The organism is Embleya scabrispora (assembly GCF_002024165.1).
GTDB classification, from domain to species: Bacteria; Actinomycetota; Actinomycetes; order Streptomycetales; family Streptomycetaceae; genus Embleya; species Embleya scabrispora_A.
The window spans coordinates 159378-173858 of record NZ_MWQN01000001.1 but is presented as its reverse complement, the minus strand read 5'-3'; the positions used below and the strand labels follow the sequence as shown (position 1 = coordinate 173858).

At 73.5% G+C, this 14481-nt stretch carries 11 protein-coding genes and 1 pseudogene; 9 read left to right on the top strand and 3 right to left on the bottom strand.

Annotated features, from left to right (window positions below; translation table 11 throughout):
- Positions 1-123 precede the first annotated feature (123 nt).
- Complete coding sequence (locus tag B4N89_RS00815) at positions 124-729, top strand: flavodoxin family protein (protein WP_078973943.1); 606 nt, start codon at positions 124-126, stop codon at positions 727-729.
- 45 nt (positions 730-774) lie between these two features.
- On the opposite strand, the gene B4N89_RS00810 is transcribed toward B4N89_RS00815, so the two are convergent.
- A complete protein-coding gene (locus B4N89_RS00810; RefSeq protein ID WP_201260767.1) occupies positions 775-2079 on the bottom strand; it encodes a cytochrome P450 in 1305 nt (434 codons plus the stop codon).
- A 351-nt stretch (positions 2080-2430) separates the two neighbouring features.
- On the opposite strand from B4N89_RS00810, the gene B4N89_RS00805 reads away from it, so the two are divergent.
- From B4N89_RS00805 to B4N89_RS47460, 3 genes are all read left to right on the top strand, one after another.
- A complete protein-coding gene (locus B4N89_RS00805) occupies positions 2431-3387 on the top strand; it encodes a TIGR03557 family F420-dependent LLM class oxidoreductase (RefSeq protein ID WP_078973941.1) in 957 nt (318 codons plus the stop codon).
- Between the two features lie 218 nt (positions 3388-3605).
- Positions 3606-4118 carry a GNAT family N-acetyltransferase gene (locus B4N89_RS00800; protein ID WP_078979022.1) on the top strand — a complete coding sequence of 171 codons (513 nt, stop codon included), beginning with the start codon at positions 3606-3608 and terminating at the stop codon, positions 4116-4118.
- Positions 4119-4629: 511 nt separating this feature from the next.
- A complete protein-coding gene (locus tag B4N89_RS47460) occupies positions 4630-5310 on the top strand; it encodes a hypothetical protein (protein WP_101896959.1) in 681 nt (226 codons plus the stop codon).
- Positions 5311-5576: 266 nt separating this feature from the next.
- Here the strand turns inward: B4N89_RS47460 and B4N89_RS51115 are convergent.
- Both B4N89_RS51115 and B4N89_RS00785 read right to left on the bottom strand, forming a co-directional pair.
- Positions 5577-6050, bottom strand: a pseudogene (locus B4N89_RS51115) (alcohol dehydrogenase catalytic domain-containing protein); the annotation flags it as partial.
- A 44-nt stretch (positions 6051-6094) separates the two neighbouring features.
- Positions 6095-7096 (bottom strand): alpha/beta hydrolase, encoded by a 1002-nt coding sequence (locus B4N89_RS00785; protein ID WP_078973939.1) that lies wholly within the window; start codon positions 7094-7096, stop codon positions 6095-6097.
- A 303-nt stretch (positions 7097-7399) separates the two neighbouring features.
- Between B4N89_RS00785 and B4N89_RS00780 the strand changes: the two genes are divergently transcribed.
- The 5 genes from B4N89_RS00780 to B4N89_RS00760 are packed head-to-tail and all read left to right on the top strand — an operon-like array spanning position 7400 to position 14260.
- Positions 7400-8692 (top strand): flavin reductase, encoded by a 1293-nt coding sequence (locus B4N89_RS00780; protein WP_078973938.1) that lies wholly within the window; start codon positions 7400-7402, stop codon positions 8690-8692.
- Between the two features lie 33 nt (positions 8693-8725).
- Positions 8726-10072, top strand: a complete 1347-nt coding sequence (locus tag B4N89_RS52505; RefSeq protein WP_078973937.1) for an acyl-CoA dehydrogenase family protein — start codon at positions 8726-8728, stop codon at positions 10070-10072.
- Positions 10069-11613: an aldehyde dehydrogenase family protein gene (locus B4N89_RS00770; protein WP_078973936.1), complete on the top strand. Its 1545-nt coding sequence runs from the start codon at positions 10069-10071 to the stop codon at positions 11611-11613. Before B4N89_RS52505 ends, B4N89_RS00770 begins: the two co-directional genes overlap by 4 nt.
- Positions 11610-12788, top strand: coding sequence for an FAD-dependent oxidoreductase (locus tag B4N89_RS00765; RefSeq protein WP_078973935.1), 1179 nt, complete (start codon positions 11610-11612; stop codon positions 12786-12788). The genes B4N89_RS00770 and B4N89_RS00765 overlap by 4 nt, the downstream gene beginning before the upstream one ends.
- Complete coding sequence (locus B4N89_RS00760) at positions 12785-14260, top strand: aldehyde dehydrogenase family protein (RefSeq protein WP_078973934.1); 1476 nt, start codon at positions 12785-12787, stop codon at positions 14258-14260. Before B4N89_RS00765 ends, B4N89_RS00760 begins: the two co-directional genes overlap by 4 nt.
- Positions 14261-14481: the final 221 nt, after the last annotated feature.

Genomic DNA, 14481 nt, shown 5'->3' with positions numbered 1-14481 from the left:
GCGCAGCCGCACCCGGGGCGCCAGGGCGCCCGGATGCGGCCGGTGGGGAGACCGTGGCCGCCGGCTCGCCAGGCGCTTGATCAAAAGCGCCATGGATTGCCGTGCACCGGGTACCGGTTCGGAATGCGCGCACTCGTGATCAATTGCACCCTGAAGCCGTCCCCGCAGGATTCCAACACCCACGCCCTCGCGTCCGTGGTGCTCGACGCGCTCCGCGGACACGGCGTGGAGGTGGACGAGGTCCGGGCCGTGGACTTCGACATCAAACCCGGCGTGGAATCGGACATGGGTCCCGGAGACCAGTGGCCGCCGATCCTGGAAAAGGTCCTCGCCGCGCGGATCCTCGTGGTGGCGTCGCCGACCTGGCTGGGGCGACCCTCCTCGGTCGCGCAGCGCGTCCTGGAACGCCTGGACGCGCTGATCGCGCAGACCGACGACGACGGCGTACCGATCGCGTACAACCGCGTCGCGGGCGTGGTGGTGACCGGCAACGAGGACGGCGCCCACCACGTCATCAGCGAAATCACCGGCGCCCTCGGCGACATCGGGTACACGATTCCCGGTCAGGCATGGACCTACTGGCATCTGGGCCCCGGACCGGGGGCCGACTACCTCGACGACGACCGGGGGCACGCCTGGGCCCACAAGACCGGCCGCGCGATGGCCGCCAACCTGGTCGGCGTCGCCCGAGCCCTCGACGCCCGCCCCCTGTCCGCGCCGCCGGAATGATCGGAGCGGGCCCACTGCCCGCGCTCGGCCGACGGCGCGATCGGGTCAGCGGCCTGCCGTGAGCCGTACCTCGGTGTGATTCCACGTGTGCGGCAGCGGGCGGCCGGGGTCGAGCGCGGTGTGGCCGGCCGGACGCAGTTCGGTTGTTTCCCGCAGTACGGTGTCCAGTACGGCGCTCACCGTGAACAGCACCAGGTTGCGTCCCGGGCAGGCCGCCGGCCCGGCGCTGAAGGGGACGATGCCGCGGGCCGGTTCGGCCAGGCCGTTCGACCACGCCTCGGGGGCGAAACGGTCGGCGAACTCCAGGGTTTGCGCGTCCCGATGGAAGAAGGAGCTGATCACGGCCACCGCCGCGCCTCCGGGGGCGAGCCGGTCGCCGTGCGTGGCGTCGCGCAGGATCACCAGCGTTGTCGGCCACAGGCGGAGCGACTCCAGTACGCACGCGCGCAGTTCCTGTGCGGCGGCGATGCCCTGCGGGTCCGCCGGGTCCCGGCGGGCCTGCTCGTTCCGGGCGCGGTCGGCGTATGCGGGATGCGCGGCGAGCAGGGTCAGCGCGTTGTAGGCGGCGATGGCCGCCGCGTCGTAGGCGAACAGCCAGTGTGGTACCTGCCCGGCCGGATCCACACCGTCGGCGCGCGCGGTGTTCGCCGCGCACGCGGCCAGGCTGCCCGGCTCGGCGCGGGCCAGGTGGGCGTTCAGGCGGCTGGTGAACCGGTCGTGGACGCCGCCGCGCCGGCGGTGGGCGAAGGCCCAGTTGGCGTCGGCGCGCAGCGCGTCCAGCTGTCCGGTCAGGGCGGTGTCGTCCGCGGCGCCCTCGCCGAGGACGATCCGGCGTACGCTCCGCAGGAACCGACCGTGGAAGGTGTCCCAGTCCAGTGTCGTGTTCGTGTTCGTGCTTCCGTTCGTGTTTCCGTTCGCGTTCGCGAGCAGGGCGCGGATGTCCTGCCGGATCACGTCCAGAAAGACCCCGGACAGGTGGTGGGCCGCCTGGGGTGTCTCCAGGACGTCCTCGCTGAACCGTCGGCGTGCGGCGCGCCGGGGGCCGCGCGTGATCAGGGAGGCCTGCGGCTCGAAATGCGCGAGTGCGGCGGTCTTCTCCTTGTTGGCGGGAGTGAACGGGTTCGGTGACCGTTCCAATACCTCGCGCGCGTCCGCGGCGGTGAGCGGTAGTACGACGCGCCGCCCGAAGACGTTCACCTCCAGCGGTTCCGGCCCGTACTCGGCGCGCAATCGTGTCATCAGGGCATTCCCACGCCGTGCGACGTCGTACCGGCCGGCGAGCTTCAGCATGCCCGGCCGGCGCACGATCACGCCCTGCGCGACGATCGGCGCGAACACCTCGGCACACACCCGCGCCGTATCCACCGCCCGGGCCCGGCGACGACTCGGCGGTTTCGACTGCGGAAGCCGAATCGAACGGGCTGTGGAGCCGAGGGAATCCGGCATGGGTGCTACCTCCGTCGGGGACGACACGTGATCGGCTGCTACCTCTGCCCGTCGGGTCGCAACCCACGCGTGCCTGTGTCGGGGTCGACATTCCGCACCGCGCGAACACCCCACCAGGGCGAAGCCGGTATGGGCACCCCGGTCGGCCCGTGCACGAACACCCGCTCGCCCGTCGAGTCGTGTGGGCGCATTCGCGGAGCGTGGTCGGGTACCGGCGTCCCGAGAGTCGGACCAGCCACGAGGGAGTGCGAGACGATGACCGAATACGGCTATTTCCTGTCCTGCGAGGAGTTCACGCCCGAGGAGTTGCTCGACCAGGCCCGGCGGGCCGAGCGCGCGGGCTTCACCCGACTGGCCATCTCCGACCACTACCATCCGTGGAACGACGCCCAGGGCAGCAGCCCGTTCGTGTGGTCGATGATCGGCGCGCTGTCGCAGGCCACCGACCTGCCGGTGACCACCCTGGTCACCTGCCCCACCGTCCGTCTGCATCCCACCGTCACCGCGCAGGCCGCCGCCACCTCCGCCGTCCTGCTCGGCGGGCGCTTCGTGCTCGGCGTCGGCACGGGGGAGGCGTTGAACGAGCACGTCAACGGCGACCCCTGGCCCGCCTTCGCGGAACGGGCCGACATGCTGGAGGAAGCCGTCGAGGTCATGCGGGAATTGTTCACCGGTCGCCTCGTCAACCACCGGGGTCGGCACTACACGGTCGACAACGCCCGCCTGTACACCCCGCCCCGGGCGCCCCTGCCGATCTACGTGTCCGGGTTCGGGCCGAACGCGGCCGAACTCGCCGGGCGGATCGGGGACGGCTTCGTGACCATGACCCCCGACGTCGACCTGGTGCGCGCGTTCCGCTCCGGCGGCGGCGCCGGCAAGCCGGTGATCGGCGGCGTCAAGGTGTGCTGGGACGCCGACCGGGACAAGGCCGTCGACACGGTGCACCGCCTGTGGCCCAGCGAACTGCTGCCGGGCGAACTCGCCCAGATCCTGCCCACGCCCGCCCACTTCGAGCAGGCCGCCGAACTCGTCACCCGCGACATGGTCGCCGACGCCGTCACCTGCGGCGACGACGCGAACGAGCACGTACGAACCGTGCGGGCCTACGCCGAGGCGGGCTTCGACGAGGTCTACGTGGGCCAGATCGGGGCACAACACGAGGTCTTCTTCGACGCCTACCGACACCACGTCCTGCCCGCCCTGCGCACATGACGCGGGCCGTGGCGACGAAGGGGTCGGCCACTTCGGCACCGAGGGCGGTGTGAGCACGACCGGCGCCCGGGTCACCTACCACGCGGAGGCGCTTCCAGGGCTACCCGTCATGGCGATCTCGTGTGGCCCACGTCGTCCGGGGCCGGCGTCTTCTCGATACCGTCTACACCCCCCACGACCCCACCCCCGACGCCACCGAGAACGGAAGCATGACCACCATGAACACCTGGACCGTCGGTTCCGAGACCTCCGAGGACATCCCCGCCATCCGTGACATCCTCCTCGCGGCCTTTCCCACCGCCCTGGAGGCCGACATCGTCGACGCCCTGCGCGCCGACCCGAAGGCGTGGATCGACGGACTGTCCATGGTCGCCGCGGCCCCCGAGGACGGCACCGCGACCGGCTATGCGCTGCTCACCCGCTGTCACGTCGACGGCGCACCCGCCCTCGCCCTGGCACCCTGCGCGGTGCTGCCTTCGGCCCAGCGCACCGGCGCCGGTTCCGCCGCCATCCGCGCGGCACTCGACGCCGCCCGGGCCATGGCCGAAAACCTCGTCCTCGTCCTGGGACACGCCGACTACTACCCGCGGTTCGGCTTCACGCCGGCCTCCCGCTTCGATATCCGCGCACCCTTCGAGGTACCGGACGAGGCCATGATGGCCCTGGCCCTCGACAACACCCGCACGGTCCCCGCCGGCACCATCCGGTACCCCGCCGCGTTCGGCGTCTGACCCCTCCCGCGGTGCCCCGAGGCCGGAACACCCTCGGCGGGGACTCGTTTGCCCGAGCCCCGCGAGCCGTCGGCGATATGGCCTCCGGCAATCCGTGGGGCGGTTGGCGTTGTGCTACTTCAGTTGGCGCTGTAGGTGACGCCGGGCTCCGGCCCGGAACGACAGCCGATCCGGCAGTCGGTGCACCACGCCGGCGGGAACCGCCACGTACTCGGCGAACGCACCGTGCCGGTCCGCCGTCGCTGGTCACCATTCGCCCCCTGTATCCGGCCTCGGTACCCATGAGGGCGAACTGCCCCGCATGCCTTGACCCGAGTCTCACATGTCACTCATCCATCCGGTATGAGATGTTTCCGGCCCGATCCGCACTGTTCGCGACCCATGGGGCCGGCACCTGGTCGTCGCAATCGCGAACGCGGCCGGGCGGCGGCCACCGCACTGCCGGGCCGCACACCGCGCGTACGCGGGACCCGGGATCCGGGCTGTCGGCGTCGTCTGGAACGCTCGGCGTGTGCCGACGACCACCCCCCATGTCCACTTCCCCGAGGATGCCCCCGGGGACTTCGAGACGCACGTGACCTTCCGCTGCGCCGATGCCGACATCGACGCGTTGACGGCCTGGGGCCGCGAGCGCGGTGCCGGCATGACGCACATCGTGCTCGGCCGCGGGCGTACGCCCTCGCAGCCGATGTTGACGCTGAGCGCCCGTACGACGCTCGGCGCCGCCCGCACGGCGGCCGCGCGGCTCGCGACGGCGGCGGGAGCACGCGGCTTCCGGGCCGTGCGCGTCAAGATCGAGGCGGCGCCGTGGCACGACGCCGTGCCGAGCACCGACGCGGCCGCCGCCGCACTGGGCGATACCTACTACTTCGAGCACCACGTCAAGCTCCTGCTCGATCCGGGCCCCGACGGCGCAGCGCCGGCCGGCCTCGTCGCCCTTGCCACGCGGCACGACGCGCACCTGTCGCACAACGCGCGCCGGCGCCGGGACGACGGCCGACTGGAGCGCTTCGTCACCCAGCGCTGCCGCGGCGTCGGCGACGGCACGGCCGCCCGCGAACTCGCCTCGCTCACCGAGGCGTTGACGGCGAGCGGGCGGCACATCGTCTCGATCGAGCGGGAGTTCGTCGTCTTCGACGACGCCGAATCGCTCGACCACGGTTGGATCGAGGAGAAGGGCGACCGCCGCTGACCCCCGGGACGGCGCCGAGGCGGCCGGTCGTGTGCCGGAGTCGGCGTCGTACCCGGCGTGCGACGCCGAGTCGATCCGCCGGGTACGTCCGGGACGCTCCCGGCGACGAGGAGGGCCGCCATTCCGACACCGCCGAGACCGACGATCGCGAGGGTCTGGCCTGCGGTGGGACGTGCGGCGTTCAGCACCGCCCCGCCGCCGGTGAGGACCGCACAGCCGAGCAGGGCCGCGACGTCGGCGGGTACGTCGTCGCCCATGGGTACGACCGAGCGGCGGTCGACGACCGCGTGGGTGGCGAACGCCGACACGCCCAGGTGGTGGGCGACTTCGACGTCGGCTCGGGAGAGCCTGCCGGCACCGGACAGCAGTTCGCCCGCCGTGTTGGCGGCCGAGCCCCGCGCGCACGGCAGCCGGCCGTCGGTGGCACACGCCGGACACCGCCCGCACCGCGGCAGGAACGTCGTCACCACGCGGTGTCCGACGAGCGCCCGGCCCTCGGCGTCGCCGCCGGCCAGGACCCGGCCGGTGGCCTCGTGTCCGAGCAGCATCGGGAGCGGGCGCGGGCGGCTCCCGTCGACGACCGACAGGTCCGAGTGACAGACGCCCGCCGCCTCGATCCGTACCAGCAGCTCGGTCGGCCCGGGCTCGGCGAGTTCGAGCTCTTCGACCACCCGCGGCTCGCGGTCGCGGTACGGCACCGGGCCGCCCGTCGTCGTCAGTACCGCTCCCCGTATCCGCATCGTTGTCTCGCCTCCCCGGGGGACGTGGGTCGATCGACGTGCTTTCAGCTTCCGGTCAGCGTTTGGACGACCCCGTCCGTGCGGAGCGCCTCGTAGACGGAGCCGCCGGGGTAGTGGGACGCGGTGTGTGTGCCGTCGACGTCGTCGAGGGCCCACCGCACGGCGAGGGTCTGCAGCGTGGCGACGTTGCGTGCCTGCGGCGTGCCGTTGAGCAGCGTGCACAGACTGTCGGTGCTGCCGCCCTCGGCGTCGCAGTGCGAGCCGGTGGTCAGGCGCACGCCGAGGAAGGGGCGGTGTACGTCGGTGGTCAGTTCGACGGTCCCCGAGGCGTTGCCGTTCGCGGTGTAGGGGGGCGAGGAGATCGCCGTCATGGGCAGGGGGGTGGGGGCGAGGCCGTTGAGGGCGTTGGCCATGTTCAGGCCGGTGAAGGAGTTGACGGGGTCGAGCAGTACGAGTCCGCGCAGCCTCGCGAACGCGGCGGGATAGGTGGTGCGCAGGCGGTTGGCCGTGTAGGCGACGGCCTCGCCGCCCGCGGAGTGGCCGGCGAAGACGAATCCCTCCGGCAGCGCCAGATCGGGGCGGCCCGCGCGGGTGCGGGCGTCGGCGAAGCTGCGGGCGAGCTTGTCGGCGGGGTCGCTCGCCTTGCCGAACAGGTCGGCGACGTGGTCCAGGAACGCGGTGTTGTTGCCGAGGTTGGAGACGGTACAGCCGAACAGGTCGGCCGAGGGCAGGGTGGGGGCGAAGACCAAGAAGCCCGCCGCGGCGTATCGCCCGGCGAGGTCGCCCAGTTGGCCGTTGGAGCGGCTGAAGCCGTGTTGGAGCCAGACCAGGCCCTTGGCGGCGCCGGTGGGGAAGTACCAGTCGCTGCTGCGGTGGTAGACGAACGCGGCGCATCGTACGTCGACGCTGTTGGCGACCTTGGTGACACCCGGGGGCAGGTCGTCGGCGGCGGCGTGCGGCGCGGCGAGGACTCCCGCGGTCGCCGCGACGGCGGCGGCGGTGACGGTGTGGAGGACGCGGGTGCGCAACCGTGCGGTGATGTTCACTGGGGCTCCTGGTGGGGCGGCGGGCGCCGGGAGGCGACTGAGGGCTGCGCACGTACCGGAGGAGTCGGTCGATCGAGTTTCTCTGGAGCGAACGGAGTTTCGTCTACGCATATTGATGGGTCCACGAGGTCCCGGCGTCAAGAGGATGGGGGCGGCCGATTCGCCGGGATCCGGGGGCCCGCGTCGTCGTGCGCCGTTGACATCACTTCGACCGCGTCGTTACATTCAACGAAACGAAGTTTCCTTCCATGAAACACCTATCGAAGAGTCGGATCGGTTCGTCGGACCGCATGAGGGGGCCTTGTGCACGGCGTCGAGATCGAGGAACTGCGGCGGGTGTTCGCCCAGTGGCCCAGTGGGGTCGCCGTGGTCACCACCGTCGTCGACGGGGCACGCCACGGCATGACCGCCAGTTCGGTCACGAGCGTGAGCCTGGATCCCCCGCTGGTGTCGGTGTGTCTGGGCACCGCGTTGCACAGCCATCACATGGTCCGCGCCGGCGGCGTGTTCGCGGTCAACGTGCTCGGCCGTGACCAGGTGCTGCTCGGGAGACGCTTCGCCGGTATGGGACGGCGCGTCGCGGATCGCTTCCTCGGCGCGGACTGGGTGGTCGCCGCCACCGGCGCGCCGGTGCTGGCCGACTGCGTCGCCTGGCTCGACTGCACCATCGAACACGCCTATCCCGGCGGGGACCACACGATCTTCGTCGGCCGGATCCACGCGTGCGCCACACCGCGCCCCGTCCCTCCGCTGCTGTACCACTCCCGGGACTGGGGCCAGTTGGCGGACCGCCTGCCCGAGCGGATCGAACTCGCGGACGTCGGCCTCGCCGACCGACTGGCGGCGAGTGGTACCGGCGAGGCGGACATCACCCGCCTCACCCGCGCCCTGTGCGAGGCGGGGGTGCGGGTCCGGCTCGCGCCGCATCCGCCCGACGGCCGACGCACGACCCCGGGCGGACCCCGGGCGAGCGATGCGGCGGCACGCCTGCGCGAGACCACGTCCGTCCTGGTCGACGCCCCCGACCAGGTCGCCGCCGCCGCGCGACGCGACGCCGGGACCGTCGAAGTGCCGTTCCGAGGACGGGAAACCCCGCGCGAGAGCGACCGCACCCTCGCGGACATCGCCGACGCCGCCCACACGCGGGGACTGGCGGTGGCCCTGCGTGCCGCCGACGCGTTCGCTCCCTCGGCGCGCGGCGCCGTCCTGGCCCACGTGGCGCGCGCCGCGTCGCTGGGCTGCGAGGAGGTGTGCCTCGACGAGGGCCGGCACCCCGCCTCTCCCGTGGTCGTGCGCCTGCTCCTCCAGGAGGCGCTCGGTGCGGCGGGCCCGGCCGCCGTGCGGGTGGGGCTGCGCGAACAGCACGGGCTCGGACTGGTCAACGCCCTGACCGCGATGAAGAGCGGCGTCCGCCTGTTCGACACCACCCTGGGCGGCATCGACGGACGGCTGTCCGCCGAAGACCTCCTCTACCTGGCACACCGCCTGGACGTACCCGCCCCGGCCGACCGGCCCGCGCTGCTGGAGGCCGCCGCCGACCTGGAGCGGGTGTGGGGCACGGAGCTACCCGCACGCACCTACCGCACCGCCTGCTGACCGCGCGCCCGCCCACGGAAGGAACCCCACGCGATGTCCCACCCACAGACGCCCCCCGTGTCGCAGGCCGCGCAGACCCCGCAGACCTCGCAGATTTCGCAGGCCTCGCCGCCCGTACTGACCGCCGAACTCCTGATCGACACCCTCTCGCCCGACGAACGTGAACGCGCCACCCGCGTCGAGGCCGTCCTGCCCGCGCTGCGGGACGCGGCGGCCCGCGCCGACGCCACCGGCGCCTTCCCCGTCGGGCACGTCGACTTCCTGCGCGACGCCGGACTGCTCGGCCTGGTCGTGCCGCGCGCCCACGGCGGCCTCGGCGGAACACTGCGCGACCTGGCCGCCGCCACCTTCGCCATGGGTACCGCCTGCCCGGCCACCGCACTCGCGTTCTTCTTCCACAACACCAGCGCCTCGCGCGGCCTGTTGCCGCTGGCGGCCATCGACGCGGGCCACTTCACCGACGACGAGGCGCCCGCCGTCGCGGCGTTCGCCGGCAAGATCCTCACCCGCATGGCCGCCGGCACCTGGCTGGCCAATTTCGCCAGCGAGTCCGCCAAGAGCGCCGGCGCCAACATCGCCATCGCCACCACCGCCCGTCCCGTCGCCGGCGGTTGGCAGTTGAGCGGCGAGAAGTCCTTCGGCTGCGCCACCGGCGTCGCCGACACCTACCTGGTCACCGCGCGCATCGCCGGCGACGAAACCGCCGACGGCCTCGCCCTGTTCCTCGTCCCCCGCGACACCCCCGGCGTCAGTGCCCGCCCCCCGTGGAACGGCCTGGGCATGCGCGGCTCGGCCAACCACGGCATCACCCTGCGCGACGCGTTCGTGCCCGCCGACGAAGCCCTCACCGTCCCCGGCGCGTTCACCCGCATGCTGCGCGTCGGCCGAGGCAGCTTCGTCGGCAACCAACTCGCCATCTCCGCCGTCTACGTGGGCGCCGCCCAGAGCGTCTACGACGAGACGCTGCGCCGCACCACGACCAAGACCTTCGCCGACAGCGGCCGCCCGGTCGCCTCCAGCCCCATGCACCAGGTGATCATCGGCGACATGACGCAGCACCTGGAGACCGCCTACCTGTGGGTGCGCCGCCAACTCGAACTGGAGACCTCCGAACCACCGCTGCGCACCAAGGCCGAGGAGCACCGCCAATGGCGACTCGGCAAGGGCACCGTGTGCGAGTCCGCGTTCGCGGTCGCGCTGGGCGCGCTCAAGGCGTGCGGAACCTCCGGCGCCACCCTCGACGGCGTCATCGGCCGCACCTTCCGCGACCTGGCCATGGGCCTGGTCATGACCTTCCCCGCCGAACGCGGACGCCTGGAGGCGGCCCGAATGGTGACCACCGCGGCGGAGAACGACCTGTTCGCAGTGGTCGCCCCGTGACCGGCCCCGGCCACGGCGCATCCGACCTCGGGTCGACCCCCGCGCCGACACGTGACCTGGTCGCCGGAGCCTGGCGCGCCTGCACCGGCGACATCGACCTCGTACTGGAGGACCCGGCGACCGGGCGACCGCTGCGGCCGGCGCGCGGCAGCAGCCCCGAACGCGTCGAGGACGCGCTCGCCGCTGCCGCCGCGCTCGCCTCGACGGGGGAGTGGGCCGCCGCCGGGACACGAGCGGACATCCTGGACGCCGTCGCCGACGCGCTGGAGCCGGCGCTGCCCGAGATCACGGCCCTTGAGGCGTTCGCCACCGGCGTGCCCATCACCCAGACCACGCCGCTGGGCATGATCGTCACCGGCTCCTTCCGGCTGGCCGCCGCCCGCCTGCGCGCGGGCGTCCTGCGCGGCGAACACCCCGGGCCCGCCGGGCGCGCCGTCGAGATCCACCGCAGACCCCGGGGGCCGGCGCTGTGCCTGGTGCCGTGGAACGCGCCCGCGCCGATGGCGGCCCACAAGGCCGCGAGCGCGCTCGGGGCGGGCTGCCCCGTGATGGTGAAACCGAGCGAATTCGCGCCGTACGGGACCCAGTTGCTCGCCGAGGTGCTGGCCGGTGTCCTCGCCGACCACGGCGCGCCGCCCGCGACGTTCCAACTGCTGCACGGCGACGCGCGCACCGGCGCCGCCCTGGCCGAGGACGCGCGCGTCGCCGCCGTGTCCTTCACCGGCGGCACGGCCGCCGGGCGCAGCGTCGCCACCGCGTGCGCGGGCCGCTTTGCCCCCGCCCAGCTCGAACTGGGCGGCTGCAACCCGCTGTTGATCATGCCGGACGCCGACGTCGACGCCGCCGCCCGCGCGGTCGTCGACCTGTTGACGACGCTCAACGGCCAGTGGTGCCGGGCCCTGGGGCGCCTGATCGTGCCCAGCCACCTGGACGGGCCCCTGATGCGGGCCGTGGCCGACGAACTCGCGGGCCTGCGTGTCGGCGCGCCGCTCGACACGGACACCGACTTCGGACCGCTCGTGCACAGCGCCCACCGCGACCGGCTCCGCGCCGCCATCGCGGGGCTGACCGACGCCGGCGGCACCGCGCACAGCTGGACCGAGGTGCCCGAGCACGGCAACCACCTGGCGCCGACGCTGATCACCGGCGTGCCGTCCGAAGCCGCACTCCGGGAGGTCTTCGGTCCGGTCGCCACCGTCCACACCTATCCCTGCACGGGCCCGGGGGACCGCGCGTCGACGGCACACGGCATCGCGCTGGCCGACGCCGGGCCTTACGGGCTTGAAGGGTATGTGTGGGGCACCGACGAACCATGGGCGCTGTCCGCGGCTCGCGAGATCCGCACCGGCGAGACCAAGGTCAACGGATCGAGCGTGCTGAGCCTGCACCCCGACGCCCCGCGCCCGGCGTGGGGCCGGTCCGGACTCGGCGACGAGGGCACCGACGAGACCCTGCTGTTCTTCACCGGCGCACAGGTCGTCGGCGTCGAGGGCGGCCACGCGCTGCACCGGCGCGGCCCGACCACGGGAGGGCGACCATGAGGCCGATCTCGATCGTCGGGGCCGGCCCCGTCGGGCTCACCGCGGCGCTCGCGCTGGCCCGACGCGGCATACCCGTCACCGTGCTGGAGGCCGGACCGACGCTGTCCGCCCAGTCCCGCGCGTCCACCTTCCACCCGCCGACCCTGGAGATGCTCGCCGACCTCGGCGTCGCCGACGCCCTGCACGAACGCGGCCTGCGGGCACCGGTGTTCCAATACCGGGACCGGACCGAGGGAATGGTCGCGAACCTCGACCTCGGCCTGCTCGCCGACGACACGCCCTACCCGTACCGACTCCAGTGCGAACAGAGCAAGCTCACCCCACTCCTGCTCGACGCGCTCGGCCGACTCCCGGGCACGGATATGCGCTTCGACCACCGCGTCACCGGCGTCACACCCGTGCCCGGCGGCGTACACGTCCACCTGGCCGACGGCGCACGCGTGAGCGCCGACTGGCTGATCGCCGCCGACGGCGCGCACTCCGCCGTCCGACACTCCCTGCGCCTGCCGTTCGAGGGCCGCACCTATCCCGAGCGGTTCCTGGTGGTCTCGGTCGACGAGGACCTCACCGCCGCCCTGCCCGACCTCGCGTGCGTCACCTACGTCATGGACCCGGTCGAATGGCTCGTCCTCCTGCGCACCCCCGACCACTGGCGGGTGCTCGTCCCCCTCCCCGGCACCACCGACCACCCGCGGGGGCGGCCCGATCCGGACGCGGCATGGGTCCGGGAACGCCTGCGCGGCGTCGCGGACCTCGGCCGCGAGTGGCGCGTCGTGGACACCGGTGTGTACCCGGTCCACCAACGCGTCGCGTCGCGATTTCGCGCCGATCGCGTCCTGTTCGCGGGCGACGCCGCCCACGTCAACAACCCCCTGGGCGGCCTGGGCATGAACAGCGGCATCCACGATGCCATCGCCCTGACGTCGGCACTGACCCGGCTGCTCGACGGCGAACCGGAAACGGTGCTGGACCGGGCGGCCGAACGCCGCCGCATCATCGCGACCCGATTCGTGGGCGAGAGCGCGCACCGCAACCGCGAACGACTGCGCACCACCGACCCGTTGCGGCGGGCCGAACACCACGCCGAGCTGCGTGCCCTGGCGGCCGATCCCGAACGCGCCCGCGCCCACCTCCTGCACACGTCCATGATCGCGTCACTGAGGGAGTCGGCGTGAGCGCCCGGCGCGCGGAGATCGTGCGGGAGAATCCGGCGCGCCATCGCGAGATCGTCTCCCGGGTCCCCGCCGCCGACGCCGCGTCCGTCGACGCCGCCGCCCGTCGGGCCCACGACGCCTGGCGGCACTGGCGGCTCGTCCCGGTCGCGGACCGGTGCGCGGCGCTGCGCCGTGCGGCCGACGCCGTCGAGGCCGAACACCAGGCCCTCGCCGTGCTGCTCAGCCGCGAGACCGGCAAGGTCCTCGCCGACGCCCACGGCGAACTGGGCTTCGCGGCGGCCGTGTTGCGGTGGTACGCCGACCGCGCGCCGGTCGTGCTCGCGGACGCCGGCCGCGACGATGTCGAGGGGCGACTGCTGCTGCGCCGCGCGCCCTTCGGGGTGGTGGCGGCGGTCACACCGTGGAACGCCCCCGTGGTGCTCGCCGCCCTCAAGGTCGCCCCGGCGCTGGTCGCGGGCAATACCGTGCTGGTGAAACCCTCGCCGCTGGCGCCGGCGGTCGTGGACGGGTGGGTCGCGTCTCTCGCGTCCCATCTGCCCGCGCACGTGCTCGGGGTGCTGCACGGCGGCGCGGACACCACCGCGTGTCTCGTCTCCCACCCCCTCGTCGCCAAGGTGGCGTTCACCGGGGGAGACGCCGCCGGCCGCGCGGTCGGTCGGGCGGCCGGCGGCGCGTTGACGCCGACCCTGATGGAACTGGGCGGCAACGACCCCGTGGTCCTGCTCGACGACGCCGCGCTCGCCCCGGCCGACTTCAACCGGCTCGTCATGGCGAGTTTCGCCACGTCCGGGCAGGTCTGCATGGCCGCCAAGCGCCTGTACGTGCCCCGGGCGCGACTCGCGGAGTTCACCGCGGCCTACGTCGACGCCGCCCGGCGCACCCTGGTGCTCGGAGATCCGCTGACGGCCGGCGTCACCCTCGGCCCGGTGGCCACCGCCGCCGCCCGGGACCGGATCGAGAGCCTGGTCCGCGACGCCCGACGCGGCGGCGCCGAGGTGCTCCCGCTGGGCCGCGTGCATCCGGACGCGGACCCGGACGCGGGCTACTTCGTGACCCCCACCCTGGTCTCGGGCGCCGGGGAGCGGGCGCCGGTGGTGGTCGAGGAGCAGTTCGGACCGACGGTTCCGGTGCTGGCGTACGACGGGGAGGAGGAGGTCCTCGCGCGGGCGAACGCGGGGGAGTTGGGGCTGGGCGCGTCGGTGTGGAGCGCGGACGAGGAGCGGGCGTTCGCGTTCGGTCGCCGTCTCGAGGCCGGATTCGTCTTCGTCAACACGCACAATCGCACCGGGCTGTCGCTGTCGGTGCCGTTCGGCGGCGTCAAACGCAGCGGCCACGGCCGGGAGTACGGCGACGAGGGCCTGGTCGAGTACACCCGGACGTGCGCCGTGTACGCGGCCGCCGCGTTTCGCCCGGGGGGCTGCGGCGCGCCGGCGAACGCGTATCCGCCGACATCGGCGACGCCGGCCGGCTGAGGGCGCGTCAGCGTTCGCGCCGCGACGACCGCGCGGTCGGTCGACCTCGGGCGCGGCCCCACGGCCACACGGCCACGCACCGACGACGCGGTGCGCCAGGTCCTCGCGGTAGCCGGTCGGCCCCCGCGGTGAGGGTCATCCGCAGATGGGTGGGCGGCGGCGCGTCCGCGCCGTCGCGGGTCGAGCGGTTCACGGCGACCCTCATCGCGTCGATGGGCTCG

Coding starts and splice junctions, on each gene's coding strand:
- B4N89_RS00815 (WP_078973943.1), top strand. CDS start 124: ATGCGCGCACTCGTGATCAATTGCACCCTGAAGCCGTCCCCGCAGGAT.
- B4N89_RS00805 (WP_078973941.1), top strand. CDS start 2,431: ATGACCGAATACGGCTATTTCCTGTCCTGCGAGGAGTTCACGCCCGAG.
- B4N89_RS00800 (WP_078979022.1), top strand. CDS start 3,606: ATGAACACCTGGACCGTCGGTTCCGAGACCTCCGAGGACATCCCCGCC.
- B4N89_RS52505 (WP_078973937.1), top strand. CDS start 8,726: ATGTCCCACCCACAGACGCCCCCCGTGTCGCAGGCCGCGCAGACCCCG.
- B4N89_RS00765 (WP_078973935.1), top strand. CDS start 11,610: ATGAGGCCGATCTCGATCGTCGGGGCCGGCCCCGTCGGGCTCACCGCG.